The sequence below is a fragment of the Chitinophaga pendula genome (assembly GCF_020386615.1).
Taxonomy (GTDB): Bacteria; Bacteroidota; Bacteroidia; order Chitinophagales; family Chitinophagaceae; genus Chitinophaga; species Chitinophaga pendula.
This window is the reverse complement of sequence record NZ_CP077769.1, coordinates 4,615,506-4,633,623: the sequence shown is the minus strand read 5'-3', so window position 1 is coordinate 4,633,623 and position 18,118 is coordinate 4,615,506. Positions and strand designations below refer to the sequence as shown.

At 46.1% G+C, this 18,118-nt stretch carries 9 protein-coding genes; 2 read left to right on the top strand and 7 right to left on the bottom strand.

The window, feature by feature from the left end; genetic code table 11:
• Positions 1–38 precede the first annotated feature (38 nt).
• A complete protein-coding gene (locus KTO58_RS16570; protein ID WP_095838303.1) occupies positions 39–515 on the bottom strand; it encodes a hypothetical protein in 477 nt (158 codons plus the stop codon).
• A gap of 36 nt (positions 516–551) precedes the next feature.
• On the opposite strand from KTO58_RS16570, the gene KTO58_RS16565 reads away from it, so the two are divergent.
• Positions 552–764 carry a hypothetical protein gene (locus tag KTO58_RS16565; protein ID WP_157752898.1) on the top strand — a complete coding sequence of 71 codons (213 nt, stop codon included), beginning with the start codon at positions 552–554 and terminating at the stop codon, positions 762–764.
• An 86-nt stretch (positions 765–850) separates the two neighbouring features.
• Here KTO58_RS16565 and treA read toward each other — a convergent pair whose 3' ends face one another.
• The 6 genes from treA to ahcY all read right to left on the bottom strand — a co-directional run bounded on the left by treA (position 851) and on the right by ahcY (position 9,379).
• Positions 851–2,452 carry an alpha,alpha-trehalase TreA gene (gene treA / locus KTO58_RS16560; RefSeq protein ID WP_095841532.1) on the bottom strand — a complete coding sequence of 534 codons (1,602 nt, stop codon included), beginning with the start codon at positions 2,450–2,452 and terminating at the stop codon, positions 851–853.
• 9 nt (positions 2,453–2,461) lie between these two features.
• Positions 2,462–5,380, bottom strand: coding sequence for a TonB-dependent receptor (locus KTO58_RS16555; RefSeq protein WP_095838304.1), 2,919 nt, complete (start codon positions 5,378–5,380; stop codon positions 2,462–2,464).
• A 50-nt stretch (positions 5,381–5,430) separates the two neighbouring features.
• Positions 5,431–6,375, bottom strand: coding sequence for a FecR family protein (locus KTO58_RS16550; RefSeq protein WP_095838305.1), 945 nt, complete (start codon positions 6,373–6,375; stop codon positions 5,431–5,433).
• 83 nt (positions 6,376–6,458) lie between these two features.
• Positions 6,459–6,980 carry an RNA polymerase sigma-70 factor gene (locus KTO58_RS16545; protein ID WP_157752899.1) on the bottom strand — a complete coding sequence of 174 codons (522 nt, stop codon included), beginning with the start codon at positions 6,978–6,980 and terminating at the stop codon, positions 6,459–6,461.
• A 187-nt stretch (positions 6,981–7,167) separates the two neighbouring features.
• The gene (locus KTO58_RS16540; protein ID WP_095838307.1) at positions 7,168–7,914 is read right to left on the bottom strand and encodes a pyridoxine 5'-phosphate synthase; all 747 of its coding nucleotides are present in this window, start codon (positions 7,912–7,914) and stop codon (positions 7,168–7,170) included.
• Positions 7,915–8,050: 136 nt separating this feature from the next.
• Entirely contained in the window at positions 8,051–9,379 is a 1,329-nt protein-coding gene (gene ahcY, locus KTO58_RS16535; RefSeq protein WP_095838308.1) for an adenosylhomocysteinase, read from the bottom strand.
• Positions 9,380–9,894: 515 nt separating this feature from the next.
• Here ahcY and KTO58_RS16530 point away from each other — a divergent pair.
• On the top strand, positions 9,895–18,081 hold the full coding sequence (locus KTO58_RS16530) for a Calx-beta domain-containing protein (protein ID WP_198315214.1): 8,187 nt from the start codon (positions 9,895–9,897) through the stop codon (positions 18,079–18,081).
• Positions 18,082–18,118 lie beyond the last annotated feature (37 nt).

Sequence of the window (18,118 nt, the reverse complement as noted above, 5' to 3'; positions counted from 1 at the left end):
AAGGGGTACTGAAATATATTACAATGAGTTGATATAACCTAACAGGAGCGACCAGAGCTGCAGGTAACTTGTTTGATCATCACGTGGATCAGTTGTGAGGCATAGTTGACGAGTAGTAGTTCTTTATAGTTGTACAAGGTATCGCAAGCCATTCTGATCTTTTCAAACAGGAGGCGGATATCGAGAGAGGGCATGGTTTCCAGGGTGAAGCCTTCTTTTGTAGAAAGCCGTAGTTGCTGGATTTTTTTTTCCAGCTGGGGTGGAAAACTTTGTTTGGGTAGCACGAACAACTGTCCGCCTTTCTCTGACAGCAGCTGGGGTGGGCACGGTTTATGGCGGCTGTCGTACAATGCTAATATGGAAGGGTCTGCGTGCAGGTAGCGGGAGGCACCTTCATGAAAATAGAAGGCGAAATAGGCCTGGTATTCGGACAGGAGTTGTGGCAGGTCGGTGTCTGCATCCAGTAGTTGGATGCCCGGAGGTAAGTCATCTTGTATGTGATCATATTTTGTCACTGTTCATTTTTAAAATGTAAAATTACCCTATCTGTATTGCCTTCACTTACGATTATCAATCAAAGAATTGCTAAAATCAAACACCGGAGTACATTTTTACCAAATGGCAAACATGGCCCGTCTAATGGGAAGGACATTTGTGAAGCGTTGTATACTACGGTGGGTGCCTCCTTGCTGGCGAAGCGAGTGGGAGAGGTTGCTGGTAGTGGCCAGGTATTGGTTGTAGACGGTGGTACGGTGTTGGTATAGCTGAAAAAAAGAACTTTTCCGCAACGAGGCGGAAAAGTTCCGGGGGGACGGGTTAACATAGTTATCTGAATGATATAGTTATTACATTACAAGACGGCTGGTTTGCCTTTTATAGTCTGCCGGGGTGGCTCCTGGATACCGTACTGTTTCATCAGCGCCAGTAATACACCATTCGTCCATCCGAAGCCATCCTGAGAGGGATATTCACCACCACCGGCGGTCAGTGTCATATCAACGACGTTGTATTTCTCCATTAGTTTACCTGTTTGCTGATATACCTGTATGTTGAGTTTCGCCCATCGTTGTGCGATATCCCTGGCAAGTGCTGATTGTCCGTATTTTTCCAGTCCCTGGATAGAAATCCATTGCAGCGGCGCCCAGCCATTGGGGGCGTCCCATTGTTCGCCGGTATGTTGCAATGTTGTGGTGAGTCCACCTGCTTGCAAGAAGGAGTGTCTGATCTGCTGGCTTACCTGTTGGATATGTTTTTTATCTGCCATGCGGAAGAAAAAAGGATACATACCTGCGAGCGTGAGAGCGTCGGCTGGTTTACCTTTTTCTATATCGTAGTCCACATACCATCCTTTTTCTGTTGACCAGCAGTATTTTTCCAGGCTGCGTCGTCGAGCTGTGGCCAATGCCCTGAACCTGGCTTCGTCTTTGGTATTGCCAGCGATGCGGGAGGCTTTGGCTAAGGTCGTTTCCAGGTGATATAATAAGGCATTGAGGTCGACTGGTACTAAGGCTGTTGTGCGGGTGGTACGCAGGTCTTTTGGATCTGATTGCCATCGGCTGCTGAAGTCCCAGCCACTCTCTGCTGCAGAGCGTAGGTCCCGGTATAAGGTAGCGGGATGTGTTACGCCGGCGGCGGTGGCTATATCTTCCCGATACGATTCCTGTCTGGGGATGCTGTCCTGGTCGTAGTACCTGTTAAGGAGGCTACCGTCGGGCATGTGCACTACATGTTGTGTAGGGGCGCTGCGATCCATCCAGTAATCATATTCCTGCTGCAGGGCAGGAAGATAGGCTTTGTATATGCTATCTCCTTTTTCGGCTGCCAGGAGTTCTACCATAGCGGAGAAAAAGGGAGGCTGGCTTCTACTGAGGAAGTAGGTACGATTCCCATTTGGGATGTGTCCATAGTTTGCTATGAGAGCTGCGAAATTGCTGACCATGTCTGATATGGTACTTATCTCTCCGGAAACGCGAAGGCCCTGCATGGTAAAGTAGCTGTCCCAGTAGTAGATTTCCCGGAAGCGGCCACCCGGTACTATATATGGATGCGGTAATGGCAGGAGGGAGCTATTGGTCTGCTGCGCTGCAGGGGATCTTTTGAGCGTGCTCCATAGTTGCTGGATATGTGCGGTGACAGGTTGCGTCTGGTCCTTATTGACCGGCGTAGCTGTGCCCGGGATATCGAAATGGGTCATTACAAATGACCGTAAGTTGAAGCCCTGCTGGTTTTTAGCGGATTGGTATGCCTGTAGTATCTGCGCGGGAGTTTGTTTGGGTACGGCGTCCACAAAAGTCTTACTATCCGGGAATACCCGTGCTGACTGCACAGCGGTGAATAGTTCTCCGTACACTTGGTCTGGTGTTGGTGGTCGCTGTGCCCATATGCCTGTGGTGAGGCAGATCAGCATGCCATTGATGAGGGTGATTTTTTTTAGCTGTTTGATGATTGTCATACCGGTCAATTAAAAGTCGATGGTCACAGATATTTTGCCGAAGCGTCCCAGTATTGGTCTTGCATAGTAGATGGCTCCCGGGGCAGAGGTGATACGAGGGTTGCCTTCGGTGAGTCCGATCGTATTGGTGATGTTGGAGACATCTACAGCAAAACGTACTTTATTGAGCTTGTAAGCTACTCCGGCGTCCAATGTGTGGAATGCCGGCAGTGCGAATACATTGGCGTTGTCAGAATACTTCTTACCAAAATACTGCCATTCTACATAGGCCATTAGCCGATCTGTGAATTTATAAGAAGGGCGCAGTGTTCCGTATACGGAGGGGATACGACGCACTTTGTTGTCTTTATAATCGTATCCGGTGCCTTTGAAGTCGGTGAATTTCGGATCCTGTAGGGTGGCGCTGAGACTTACATTGAAGCGACGGAGGTTTAGTTCTGTTTCCAATTCGATACCTATATTGTGTGCTTTTGCGAACTTGTTCTCCGATTGTCCGTTGACGAGGATATCTGTGAAGGCGATATTGTCCAGGTTCATGTAGAAGAGATTCGCGAATACGGCAATGTTACGACCCTGGTATTTGTAGCCCAGTTCATATTGATTTACGACTGTTTCTTTGATCGTGGAGAGTTTGTCGGCATTGTCATAGTAGGCTTCTTCTATCGGGGAACGGAATCCATTGCTATATCGGAGGTAGGCGGCCATGTTATCGGTAAATTTATAGTTGGCGGCGGCGCTATAGGAGAATCTGTCGATATTGTATTTCCAGTAGTAGTAGGGACCTTCCGTGCTGCTCATGGCATTGTCTGCTGTAGTGGTTTTGAAGTCTAATCCGAAGCTGGTGTTATTATCCAGGTTGCGAGGGGTAGAAGTACCTTTATAACCGCTGTAGCGATCAATATCATATCTTAGGCCGAGGTCGAAGGTAAGTTGTTTGGTTGCTTTTATTTCTGCATTGACATAAGGGGCATTGATATTGCCTTTTAGCTGTGCGTCTCTTGTGAGCCAGGATATTTCGGATACGCCGTTATAAGTACGGGAATAATTAGGAGAACTGGGTGTGAGTGATTCATCTACCAGGTTTAATAACTGCGGATTATCTGATACTTCTATCAGCATATTGCTCCAATTCCATTGCTGGTTAGATTTCCAGTTGGAATAATAATATCCGAATGACAAGTCTACCACTTGATTGGTGTATTTAAATCGCAGGTCGTTAGCGAAGTTATCCATCTGTTTGTCGATAGCCCAATAGCCTACTTTCGCTACCAGGTCGGGATTGACACGTTGACCTGTGTTGACATTGTAGTAGCCGGGATTGTTTACCGGGTAGGCAACACCATTGGATGTGTAGGTGCTTGCGAAGTTGGCTGCTGTTTTGGGTTCTTCGCCAGGGAAGATAGCTGTATAGTTCAGGTTTATTTTCGTATATCTCATCGCATTAGTTACAGAGAAGCCGTTCTTAAGATCGATATTGACTTCTCCTCCGATAGCATCTACTATAGGGTGCACGCCATTTTCCAGATCGCGCTGGTAGTATCCGCCGCCAAATTGTGGTACTTTGAGATTGCTGAAGTTGCGGGAGGTCAGGGTACCATAGTTGGGATCAAAGCCTTTGATACCTTTGGGATGGTCTTTGTCTGTCAGTGGTATTGGCAGGAGGAATAGGTTGCGGTCATCGAGCTTTTTATAGTACAACTTGATGTATCCGTTGTCGAGGTTATATTTAAGGTTCATTTTCACCTGTCCTCCCCGGTTGCCGGCGAAGCCCGGATTACGTACGCCATTGTCTACGCGATAGAATCCACCGATGTTAAAGAACAGTTTGTCTTTTACCAGTGGTCCTCCTACGTTCAGATCTGTTCTGAACAGGCTGGAGGTACCGGCTGTTAGTTTGGCAGTTCCGGCGAAGTTATTGCCACCGGTTTTGCTGATGAAGTTGATGATACCCCCTGGTGCGTTGGTTGCGAAGACAGCACCGGAGCCACCTCTTACGGCTTCCATGCGGGCAACTGTTTCATCTACGCGTAACCAGTTGTCGGCATTGGCAAATTGCAATGCGCCATCTTCGAATACGGGTAATCCATCTTCCTGTATCTGTACATATTCGTATGCGCCGGCGGAAGGAATGCCACGGGCGAACAGGTTATTTCCTACTTCACCACCGGAGGTTTCTACGACGAAGCCCGGTACTGCCTGTAGTAAGTCGGCTGTGCTTTGTGGTGCGAGTTCTTCTATCTTGGAGCTTCTGATGGAGGTGATAGCTACACTGGATTCTATTTTACGTTTGGGAGTGGTAGAGCCGGTCACTACTACTTCTCCCAGTGCGAGGAGGTCTTCCTGCAGGGTGAGGTTTTGCGTGATGTCTGCATTGACATCTATTTCAATACCATTGGCTTTGTAGCCTAAGGCGGTCACTGTCAGCATATATTTTCCGGAAGGCACGTTGAAGATGGCGTATTTACCTTTTTCATCGGAGATAGCTCCTAGTGCCGTGCCACGGAGGTTGACAGTGCTACCTGGGACTGGTTTGCCCTCTTTATCAGATATGATACCTTGAATGGTATGCGACTGTTTTACGTCAGCGGCCAGCTGTTGCAGGCGATATTGAATGGCAGCAGCATCCTTTATATGGTAGATGATGGTTTGTTTGCCGCTAACTGTGTAGGCCAGTTGATGTGGTTTGAAATAGCGCTCGAATAAGGAGGCAAAGGTGTAATAGCCTTCGCTCACTTTCACTTTGACTTGCAGTTGCTTTTCGTCATTATTAAAGCTAACGGGATCTGGTGCTGTTTTATTGAACTGTTCGCAGAGCGTCAGCAGTTTCGTTTCCCCGCCCGGGAGAAAGAAGGTATATGCGGCCGCTTGTGCCTGCAAACAGAAAAAGGAAAGGCAGCACGCCATCAGTAATTGGAGATGCTTTTTCATAATCGTGGTTGATTGTAATTCTGGAAACTATAGTAAAATCGAGTGTGTTATTATTGGATGATCAGTTTTTGTCCGACCTGTTCTACTTTTTTGCCCATTAATAATTCTAAAGTCCTTTTTATTTCGACAATGTTGCTATAGCGGAAATCGACTGTCAATTTGGTATTCATAAGCGAATCTTTTCCGGTGAGCAGTATTTGCTTGGTTGCTTGTAGGTCTTTGGCGATGTCTTTTACGGGTGTATTGTAGTATCGAAGCATCGTGCTATCTACAAAGGCTTGTTTGAGCAGGCTTTGGGTGTGGTGTTGATAGGAGGCCATTTCGCCACGTTTCAGGATCATAGCGCTATTATGAGCTGTCAGACTGGCTTTTATGGCTCCTTCCATTACTTTAACAGTGAAGTTATCCGTTGTATTGTTGACGGAAAAGCGGGTGCCGAGCACTGTGATAGTGGCTTTTGCGGTGCGGAGGTGGAAGGGATGTTCTGTTTGTCTTGGTACATCGAATATGGCCTCGCCGTCCAGTTCTACTTCTCTGTTCTCTTTACCGAATTGCCGATGATAGCGTAACTGCGCTCCTTGTTTTGCTACTACCATACTACCATCGGGCAGGTATAGGGTGTCTTTTATCTGTGCGGTGATCCAGGGAGAAGCAGGTATTGCATTCCGGAAGTATATGGCCCAGCAGCAAACCAGCAGTACTGCCGCGGCGGCAGCCACCTGGTACCAATGTATGTTTTGAGATTTCAGTCGGGGGCTTTCCTGTATGCTGCTGTTTACTTTTTGCCAGGCGTTATCAACAGATATGTGTGGTGCGGAGGTATTTTCCCATGCAGTATCCTGCAGTAACTGTTTAACTGCTTCGAGTTTTTCCTGATGGGTTTTATTTGCCATTGCCCAGGCTTCGACGGCCTTCATTTCTTCTGCGGACAGTTCTCCGAGACAATAAGCGGTCAGGTGTTCAAAGAGTTGATCCTCTTCGGTAAAAAGTTGCATATCGTGTATTTTACAAGGCTATCACCTGCTTTATGCAGTGGTCTATATATACCTTATACAACTTTTTGACGGGCTACCCCCACTCAGTGGAAAAAAATAAATAGCGCCGTTTTTAGAAGCGGGGTGATACGGGTGTATAGGTACTTGATAGCTTTTCCCATTTGATTTTCTACTGTTTTGACGGAGATATCCATTGTGCTGGCTATTTCTTTGTAGGATAGTCCTTGTTCGCGGCTCAGGAGGAATATTTCTTTTCTGCGGGGAGGTAATTCGTCCAGGATATCTTTTAATTGTTGTTGGAGGCTATAGGTAGATTGAGACAGGGGGGCCTGAGTTTGATCCAGGTGTGCTACCTGGTCTGTTAATATTGTTTTGGAGCGGTAGTCAGATTTGAGGTAATTAAGGCAGGCGTTCCGGGTGGCGCGGTAGAGGTATGCTTTTACGGATTGATTCGGGTCCAGGCGTGACAATTGTTTCCATGCATTGATAAATACGCCCTGTACGATATCTTCTGCGACATCGAGGCGTAGGACAAGCTTATTGGCGAAGCAGACCAATTGCTTATAATTGGCATAAAACAGTTGTTCAAATTGATCTGATGTCAACTTTGGACTTTTATGAATGATGTTTATCCGTAGATAGCAGCTACGGTCTCTTGGTTGATGTGGCTACAATTTAGGTTATTTTTTCATATTCGTTTTTTTGCGGCCAGGGGGGCTATAAAAGTGAACATCCCTTGATTTGTCAGGAACAAATCGAGGGATGTTCACTTTTATTATCTGTGATGTCTATTTATTGGGCTTCCGGCGCAGCTACCAACTGACGTTTATAGAGCTGGATGGTATTTTCCAGGCCGAAGTATAAGGCATCGCATACGAGGGCATGGCCGATAGAAACTTCGAGGAGCTGTGGGATATGTAATTTAAAGAATCGAAGATTTTCCAGGTTGAGGTCATGGCCGGCATTGAGGCCAAGTCCTATGGCGCTAGCTTCCCTGGCTGTATTTTTATAATCGTTGAACAGCTGCAGGTTTTGTGGTTGTGTACGGGCGTTGGTATATTCTTCTGCGTAGGGGCCGGTGTATAGTTCGATACGATCGGCACCTGCTGCTTTTGCACCTTCGACCATGCTAACATCAGCATTGAGGAAGATGGATACTCTTATACCCGCGGCCTTTAATGTACTGATGACATCTTTCAGCTGTGATTGATTGGCTTTGGTATCCCATCCGGTGTTGGAGGTGATGGCATCGGGGGGGTCGGGTACCAATGTGCATTGGTCGGGTTTGGCTTGTAATACCAGGTCCATAAAGGAGCTGGAGGGATATCCTTCAATGTTGAATTCGGTGGTGACTAATGGTTTGAGGTCCAGTACATCCTGGTAGCGGATATGTCTTTCGTCCGGCCGAGGATGTACTGTTATGCCTTCGGCCCCAAAGCGTTCACAGTCCTGTGCTACCTTTAATATATCGGGCAAATTGCCACCTCTTGCATTGCGCAGGGTCGCAAACTTGTTGATGTTTACACTAAGCTTTGTCATACTGCAAAAATAATAAATCGTGGGTGAACAATAGGGAAGAAGTAGCGGCTGCGTAAAAAAGAAAAGGTCAAAAGGCCTGGAGACCTTTTGACCTTTTACAATTTATCGTAATGATAAAGTAATCGTACTATATCGACTAGTACCTGTAATAGTCAGGCTTGTAGGGGCCTTCTGCAGGTATGCCGAGGTATTCGGATTGTTCAGTAGTGAGGGTGTCGAGTTCTACACCGATCTTTTTCAGGTGTAAACGAGCTACTTTCTCATCCAGGTGTTTAGGCAGTACATATACTTTGTTCTCATACTTGTCAGTATTGGTCCAAAGTTCGAGTTGAGCCAGTGTCTGGTTGGTGAAAGAGTTACTCATTACGAAGGAGGGATGTCCTGTAGCACAACCGAGGTTTACGAGGCGGCCTTCAGCCAGCAGGATGATATCTTTACCATCGATGGTATATTTATCTACCTGAGGCTTGATTTCCACTTTAGTATTGCCATAGTTGTTATTTAACCAGGCAACATCAATTTCGATATCGAAGTGACCGATGTTAGATACGATACATTTATCTTTCATCAGTTTGAAGTGTTCGCCAGTGATGATATCGCGGCAACCAGTGGTTGTTACGATGATATCTGCTTCTTTAACGGCATCAGCCATTTTCTTCACTTCGTAACCTTCCATAGCGGCCTGCAGAGCGCAGATCGGGTCTATTTCGGTGATGATAACACGGGCACCGGCACCTGCGAGGGATTCTGCAGAACCTTTACCTACGTCGCCAAAACCGGCAACTACGGCTACTTTACCAGCGATCATTACGTCAGTTGCACGACGGATAGCATCTACGCAGGATTCGCGGCAGCCATATTTGTTATCAAATTTGGATTTAGTTACGGAGTCATTGATATTGATAGCAGGGATGGGCAAAGAACCATTTTTCATACGCTCGTATAAACGGTGTACGCCGGTGGTAGTTTCTTCGCTCAAGCCTTTAACGTGTTGGATCAGTTCAGGATATTTATCCAATACCATGTTGGTGAGGTCGCCACCATCATCGAGGATCATATTCAGGGGGCGGTCAGCGCCACCGAAGAAGAGGGTTTGTTCGATACACCAGTCAAACTCTTGTTCGTTAAGGCCTTTCCAAGCAAATACGGGAACGCCGGCGGCAGCTACGGCAGCAGCGGCATGATCCTGTGTAGAGAATATGTTGCAGGAACTCCAGCGCACTTCAGCGCCCAGATGTACGAGGGTTTCTATCAGTACTGCTGTTTGTATTGTCATGTGCAGGCATCCGGCGATACGCGCACCTTTCAGCGGCTGTGATGCACCATACTCTTCTCTTAAAGACATGAGACCGGGCATTTCTGCTTCTGCTAACTCTATTTCTTTACGGCCCCAATCGGCTAAGCTCATATCTTTTACCTTGTACTGGAGGTTAAAGTCAATGTTTGAATTTGCTATTGTAGACATTCTGTTTAAAGTTTAGGCAAAAATACTTTTATTTTAACTCTTCACATAGTACTACCAGTTAAATCTTCGCATACTGCATTAATATTGCTTTTACTGCTCATTTTTAAGCCACATCCTCCCCCTCTTTTTAAATTTTATTTTGACTGCTATATTTTATTATTTAGATTTGCAAATTGTAATATATGATTATATATTTAATCGTTTTTGTCTATATTACATTTAAGTGAGTATATCATAATAGTGTAAATTGATGTATTAGTTGAATTTTTTGCCCTATTTATCGATAGAGAGCGACCGGGAAGGCCCTCGATTTCCGCTTCCCTATACCGCAGCCAGCATGGATAGAAGCTGTATCATTATTACAGTGTAAGAGAGCGTCATATTTAATGGTTTTTCTATACGGCTGGCCGCCTTCATTCCTATACCGGTATTGGCCTTGTTATGATTATGGCTATGGATAAATAGAAATTACACGTTAATTATGTTATTCCTATCCTGTGAAGATTATGATTCCTATGTCTAATATCCTCTTGTCCAGGTGGGGGCAATATCTCCTGATTGCAGTGCTGTCGATGTTTTGCAGTCGTTCTATAGCTCAGATAGCTGTTACTATCAATCCTTCGGGAGGGGTATCGTTATCTGATCTTAAGATAGATATATATAAGGACGGCAGTTATGCGGTTACTCGCAATAGCAAGACAGAAACTTATAATGGAGCGGGTCTTACAAAAGGCATTAATACCAATGTCAATTTTATCAGCCTTGCCCCTTACGATACTTCCGGTTGGCATCAACCTCAGATATGTTATGTTTCGCCGTTAGCGGGTACAGGTACCTTAAATGATCCCTGGCAGGTACAGATGGTGGGTACGGTACAGGGGCTTTACAATACCACTGCCAACCTGATAATGAACCTTAGCTATCAACAAGGTAAGGACTATTTCATGTTGGACTATGTATTGCAGTTACCTCCGGAGACCTATCAGGGGGAATGGTTTATGACCAATGCCCATCTGTATCTTTCGGAGGTGGGTGTAATGGGGGCAGATCCGGCGCTTACTAACCAGTTGCCTGTCAGCAGTAAATCTACCGGCTTTATTGCACCATCATCTAATCCGGCTACCGTAGGTTTATACAGGGCTGCCGGGCAGGATGGCGGATTGGGGTTAGAGACCCCACGTTCTCATGTTTTTAAGACTTACCCTAGTTTCAAATCTTATAATATCACGTCGGCTGGTAACCATTTACGTCGTTATGATGATGGAACGTTACCTTCTATTGTAAAAACCATCATGGATGCTGTTCCTGTTGGTATTTCCGTGCATAAAGACCTGGGAAGCGTATTTGAACAGCAGTTTAAGACTGCCCGTATCATGGTAGGATACGGTGTTTCTAAGAACCAATATGATCCTGTGTTGGAAGTACAGGATGTGCCGGGCATCGATTTCTCACCGGTACAGGTAGCATTTGCCAGCCCTACTGCTCAACATGCGGAAGGTAATACGGAAGCGGCTATACAGGGATTGAGTATTAAAGTATCGGGAGGTAAGCTGAATACGCCACAGTTTGTACGGATTGTTCATGACAATACCTATACATCGCCGCATCGTGCTGAAAAGGGAGTGGATTATGACTATCAGGAAGGTTTTTTGATCCCTGCAGGAGACTATCGCATGGGGGAAACGGTGTTGGCGCTTAATAATATCCGCATAAAGGGGAATACAACATTACAGTATAGCCGTAGCATGAAGTGGAAGCTCGAATCTACCTGTAATACACTGGTAAATATTGACCCGGCGGCATCCTCATGTGTCTATGAGATCACCGATGATGAACCCAGAGAGCTTTCATTGGCCGTACTACCTATAGATGAGGGAAGTACACAGACGGCTGTTGTGCATCTGCCGACAGGTGTACTGGCCTCCGAGGCCATAGCAGTGACGGTTAAAAGTGCCTCATCTTCTACTGCAAGTGAAGGAGCGGATTTTACTATTCCGTCCACAGTTACTATACCAGCTGGGAAAAACGGTGCTGATATTTCCATTGTAGCTTTACCGGATATGATCCTGGAACCCTTAGAAAAGCTGAATTTGACGGTGGAAGCAGATGTGATGGGGCAGGCTAAGTCGGCTGCTGCTACAGTAGACATCAGGGACATAACGCGGACCAATCCGGCCTATACGGTTGTCCGGGTGGCGTTAGATACTGCCAATGTGACGCTACCATTAGATGAAGGCTATGATGGTAACCTTGTGCTACATCTACCAGAGGGCATTACAACGGTAGTGCCTATCACTATTCAGTTGACGGCTACAGGGGGTGCCGGCGTAACTGCTTCGGACTATAAATTGAATACCACGACTGTCACGCTTAACACGGGAAATAATACAACGATTCCTTTCAGCATATTACATGATGACTTACTGGAAAGAACAGAGGAACTTACGATTGGCGGCAGTGCTGGTGATGGATTAACCACTTTTACCGTGGCTGCCGGCGTTGTACAGATGAAGGATGCAGATTTTGCAGACCACCTTGTTTTATCTGTTACAAAAGCGGGCGTAGCCGCGACGGCTGAGATCAATGAAGGAGGAATAGATAGCCGTGATGTCACTTTTTCATTGCCGGACGGTTTGAAGGCCGGGTATGAAATTCCCCTGACAATTACAAAAGGTATCAGCAGTACTGCTGATGACGGCGATCATAGTAATGTGGCTGCTGTATTACATATCAGTGAAGGGAGCAAGTCGACTTCCCTGAGCGGCGTTACTGCTACAGCAGATAATATACTTGAGGGAGATGAGCAGTTAGTGATTGTAATGGATGCCTCCGGCTTTAAGAGAGACTCCGTTACATTTATATTGAAGGATGCAACTGCCACGGCTGATAACTTAAAGATGGAATTGGTAGCGGATCAGGGTGATCTGAAAGAGGGAGAGAGCAGTAATGTGACTTTACGATTTAAGAACAGTGGTATAAAGGCCAGTGTGCCTATCACGGTAACGCTGACGAAGGACCTGCTATTGCCCGGAGCTGCAGCGGCTGATTATACTTTATCGGCTACTACGATCACACTTGGAAGTATGGAGACGTCTGTGGTGTCGACGGGTCTTTTGGCAGCGAATACAGATAAGATACTGGAGGCTACGGAAGCCTACCGGATAACGGGTGTAGCGAGTGGTATCTCCGGCTTGACGGTAGCGCCTGTGAATGGTAATATATCCGATGCAACGGGAGATGATCCCGCTAATAAACGGATCAGTGTGAGTGCTGCTACTGTGATGGAAGAAGGGAAGGATTATCCGCTTACGTTTAGCCTGCCGACGGATATCAGCACAGAGGTGGACATCCCTATTACGACTACTTATTTTGTAGGATCTACCGCAAGTACCTCAGATTACAGTCTGCCGGTAGCAGCCAAGATCATGGCCGGTAGTGCGAGCAGTACAGTAGATATCCACATTACAGATGACGACTTACTGGAAGGTCCTGTGAATGAGTTGTTAAAGCTGGAGAGCAGTTCGTTTGCTTTCTCCGGCATACAGATCAGTCCTGTGACTATCCAGTTGAAGGATATGGATTATACGCCGGATATGGCGTTGGTGCTGAGCCGGAGTGAAGCTACTATAACCGAGGGTGATGTTACCGGTGCCAAGGTTACGGTGAGCTTACCCGGTAATTTGAAGGCTGGTTATCCGCTGGTGCTTTCTATTAGCAAGGGCAGCAGTTCCAGTGCTTCAGACGGAGATCATAATAATATTGTGCAGAGCATTACAATCCTACAAGGTAGTAGTGATGCCACTACTACGGCAATTACCGCGATGACAGATAATATCCTGGAGCCTGATGAGGTGTTGCAGGTAGTGATGACAGCCGGCGGCTTCAAGACGGATTCGATATCGCTGACATTGAAGGATGCAACTGCCACGGCTGATAACCTAAAGATGGAATTGGTAGCGGATCAGGGTGATCTGAAAGAGGGAGAGAGCAGTAATGTGACTTTACGATTTAAGAACAGTGGTATAAAGGCCAGTGTGCCTATCATGGTAACGCTGACGAAGGATCTGCTATTGCCCGGAGCTGCAGCAACTGATTATACTTTATCGGCTACTACGATCACACTTGGAAGTATGGAGACGTCTGTGGTGTCGACGAGTCTTTTGGCAGCGAATACAGATAAGATACTGGAGGCTACGGAAGCCTACCGGATAACGGGTGTAGCGAGTGGTATCTCCGGCTTGACGGTAGCGCCTGTGAATGGTAATATATCCGATGCAACGGGAGATGATCCCGCTAATAAACGGATCAGTGTGAGTGCTGCTACTGTGATGGAAGAAGGGAAGGATTATCCGCTTACGTTTAGCCTGCCGACGGATATCAGCACAGAGGTGGACATCCCTATTACGACTACTTATTTTGTAGGATCTACCGCAAGTACCTCAGATTACAGTCTGCCGGTAGCAGCCAAGATCATGGCCGGTAGTGCGAGCAGTACAGTAGATATCCACATTACAGATGACGACTTACTGGAAGGTCCTGTGAATGAGTTGTTAAAGCTGGAGAGCAGTTCGTTTGCTTTCTCCGGCATACAGATCAGTCCTGTGACTATCCAGTTGAAGGATATGGATTATACGCCGGATATGGCGTTGGTGCTGAGCCGGAGTGAAGCTACTATAACCGAGGGTGATGTTACCGGTGCCAAGGTTACGGTGAGCTTACCCGGTAATTTGAAGGCTGGTTATCCGCTGGTGCTTTCTATTAGCAAGGGCAGCAGTTCCAGTGCTTCAGACGGAGATCATAATAATATTGTGCAGAGCATTACAATCCTACAAGGTAGTAGTGATGCCACTACTACGGCAATTACCGCGATGACAGATAATATCCTGGAGCCTGATGAGGTGTTGCAGGTAGTGATGACAGCCGGCGGCTTCAAGACGGATTCGATATCGCTGACATTGAAGGATGCAACTGCCACGGCTGATAACCTAAAGATGGAATTGGTAGCGGATCAGGGTGATCTGAAAGAGGGAGAGAGCAGTAATGTGACTTTACGATTTAAGAACAGTGGTATAAAGGCCAGTGTGCCTATCACGGTAACGCTGACGAAGGATCTGCTATTGCCCGGAGCTGCAGCAACTGATTATACTTTATCGGCTACTACGATCACACTTGGAAGTATGGAGACGTCTGTGGTGTCGACGAGTCTTTTGGCAGCAAATACAGATCAAATACTGGAGGCTACAGAAGCCTATCAAGTAACTGGTGTGGCCACTGGTGTACCTGGATTGTCGGTAGCGGCTATTAAAGGCAATATAATTGACAAGACCAGCGAGATAGCAGCTAATAAAATGATTACTGTCAGTGCGGCTGCTATAATGGAAGAGGGGAAAGATTACCAGCTGACCTACCGGTTACCTGCCGGGATTACTACAGAGGTTGAGATACCACTAACGATAGTACTTTCTGCAGATGCCAGTGTGACTGCCAGTGCAGAAGATTATAATCTGTCCGTACCTGTTAAACTTATCGGGAATAGTGTAGACGCTACTATTCATATAATGGATGATGACTATCTGGAAGGGCCTATGGACGAAGTGCTGCAGCTTGATGCCAGTGGTAGTGGGTTTACAGGGATTACAGTAGACCCAGTCAGCATACAGTTAAGGGACATGGACTACCAGCCTGATATGGCCTTAGTACTAAATGCCAGCCATAACAGTATCGGGGAAGGCCATATGGTGGGAGCCACTGTAACAATTGGTTTGCCAGGTAATTTGAAAGCCGGTTATCCATTCGTATTAAATATTAGCAAAGGCAATAGTTCTACCGCTGCCGACGATGATCATACTAATGTTAATCAATCGGTTACTATTGCAAAGGGCACTTCTGCCGTTACAACAACGGTGATCCGGGCGTTAGCGGATAATATATTAGAAGAAACGGAAACGTTACAAGTCTTGATGACAGCTCCTGGTTTCAAGAAAGATTCTATCAAGCTGATGATCACTGATGAAACGGGTGGTAACCCAGCTAACAGGAAGGTACATTTTGAAGTGGTACCAGCTGGCAACAATCATGTAGCGGAAGGAAGTGTGCTGAAGATCCGTGCTGGCTTACCAGCAGGTATACGCCCTTATAAACCATTGCAAGTAAGTATCGATCGTAGCGCTTTATCTAAGGCAGTTGTCAGTGATTACGCGGATGTGCCTGTTGATTTTACTATACAGCCTACTGAAAGTTATGTAGAATTTTCACTGAAGGCTTTAGCTGATAATATTCTGGAGAAGACTGAGTTATTGAGATTGACGGGGACGGTGACTAATTTCAGTGGTGTGTCTGCAGATAGTATTGATATCCTGATAGATGACATTACACACACTATTCCTGGTAACAGGCAGCTGCGCATGTACATTGATTCTGCGGTGCTGCACGAGGGTAGTCATTCACAGGTCGTGATAGGGTTTGTGAATAACCAGATCACTGCAGACGAGGATATTACTATTGATATTGTAAGGGATGCCGTGTCTACGGCAGATAATGCAGACTATAATGGTATTCCTGCGAAGGTTGTTATCCCTGCATATACCAATCAGGAGGTGTTTACGCTAAATATTACAGATGACAATATCGTAGAGGGGCCTGAGACGTTGAAGTTTGCTGTTACGACAGCTGATTATCCGGTTACTCAGCCAGCAGCGGTCACTATACCGGAGGCAAATGATTTTAAGATACAGTTATTAAAAACAGCGGATGCGGCGGAACCTTCCACAGATGGTGTCTATGTTATTAAACTGCCAGGCACTTCGGTGGCCGGAGCTGATATCCGGATCTTCTTTAATACCAGTGCTACAGCGGATGCAGATGATATGCAACCATTGGGGAATACAGCCATTATTACAGCAGGAAAGAATAGCACTGAAGTACGGGTAAAGGTAAAAGATGATCTGCTGATAGAAGGGGATGAAACCATTACATTGACCCTGCAGGCTGCTCAGATGAAACGAAATACGGGTATTATCGCTTTTGACGTAGAGGAGTTACCACTTACAATGACTATAACGGACGATGAAAGTGCAGAAAGCGGGTCAAAGGCGGATGAAAGGCGTATTATGATTGAGAAGATCGCAGACGCTTCAGAACCGGCTACAGCAGGAACATTCCGTGTCAGATTCAGTAATACGCAGCTGGCAGCAGTGAAGGACGTACAGGTTGACCTATCTACCGTTGGGACAGCTACCGCTGGTGTCGATTATATTGCATTGCCCTCAAAAGTTATTATCCCTGCATTCCAGAATGGTGTATTACTTACCGCTATCCCAATAGACGATGCATTAGTAGAGGGTACGGAAAGTATAGATGTTACGTTACAGCACGCAAATGCGCCTATCTCCGGAGTAAAATGGATGTTAGCGCTTGATCCTACAGCGAAGATGTCATTAATGGATAATGATACGCTTATAGTGGAGTTAATAACGGATGCAGTAACGGTAGACGAAGGGGAGCCGGTATCTTACAAAATAAGGTCAGCGAATACGGCAGTGTATGATCTACCGATACGGATCCAAGTGAAAACAGACAATGCGCGGGTTGCTGAATCGGATGCCGGAGCCATTAGTGATGAGACGTTGTCAGTTGTATTACCGGCCGGAGCTCACGAGTATGTATTTAAGGCCCGTACGAAAGATAACGATGTTAACGATGATGAAGGTTTCCTTGACCTGAATGTTCTGCCATATCAGCCTGGTAGTAGCACGCCTTTATATAAACAAGGTATAAAGTACCAGACGAAGGTGGCTATTACAGACAATGATCCGATGGAGCTATCATTCAGTACAGGAGAGTATCGCAGTAAGGAGGGGAGTCCCGGTAATGAGCAACAGCTATCTTTTGATATTAAAATGAACCGTCGCAGTTCAAGGCCAATTACTTTACAGTATGAGTATACAGTTGTTCCGAATGGGGGGGCTTCTATTATGACAGATGAAGCGACACCAGGTGTTGACTTCGATAATAGCGTCACCACCGTCGTTATTCCTGCCGGGCAATCTGCGGGAGCAATTAGGGTGCCGCTTGTCGGGGATACTATTTTTGAGCGTCATGAGTCGTTTGGCATACATCTGCTGAAGGCGACGGTGCCATCTGGTCAGTATGTTCCTAATATCATTCAACCAGATAAGGCAGTCGGTATCATTTTAAATGATGATGCAATGTGTATGAAATGTGATTCGGATGGGGATGGGTTAACAGACGGGGAGGAAGACGTAAATGGTAATGGAGATCCTTACGATGATGATACAGATGGTGACGGTATTCCGGATTTTCTGGATCCGGATTCTGATAATGATGGTGTGCCTGATACTGTGGAAAAGTGGACTACAGATAAGCGGTGGAGAGATGATAACAGGGGATTGATCCGGGTGCATCCTGCTATATCACCTAATGGGGATGGTAAGGGTAATGATGTCATGTATATTGAAAATATAGAGAAGTTCCCACGTAACGAAGTGATAGTATTCAATCGTTGGGGTGGTGCGGTGTTCCGCTTGAAGGGATATGATAATAAGTCCAACAACTTTAAGGGACGTTCCAATGTAGGAGCCAGTGGAGATGTTGCTGATGGTACTTACTTCTATATTGTCAATATATGGGATAATAACGGAAAGGCCGAAAGATATACCGGATTTATTGTAATAAAACGTTGACAGATATTTACAGGATGTCCATTTATTAAGTTCGAAA

Excerpts from the sequence above, each read along its gene's own strand:
- treA (WP_095841532.1), bottom strand. The coding sequence starts at position 2,452 with ATGACAATCATCAAACAGCTAAAAAAAATCACCCTCATCAATGGCATG.
- KTO58_RS16555 (WP_095838304.1), bottom strand. The coding sequence starts at position 5,380 with ATGAAAAAGCATCTCCAATTACTGATGGCGTGCTGCCTTTCCTTTTTC.
- KTO58_RS16550 (WP_095838305.1), bottom strand. The coding sequence starts at position 6,375 with ATGCAACTTTTTACCGAAGAGGATCAACTCTTTGAACACCTGACCGCT.
- KTO58_RS16540 (WP_095838307.1), bottom strand. The coding sequence starts at position 7,914 with ATGACAAAGCTTAGTGTAAACATCAACAAGTTTGCGACCCTGCGCAAT.
- ahcY (WP_095838308.1), bottom strand. The coding sequence starts at position 9,379 with ATGTCTACAATAGCAAATTCAAACATTGACTTTAACCTCCAGTACAAG.
- KTO58_RS16530 (WP_198315214.1), top strand. The coding sequence starts at position 9,895 with ATGTCTAATATCCTCTTGTCCAGGTGGGGGCAATATCTCCTGATTGCA.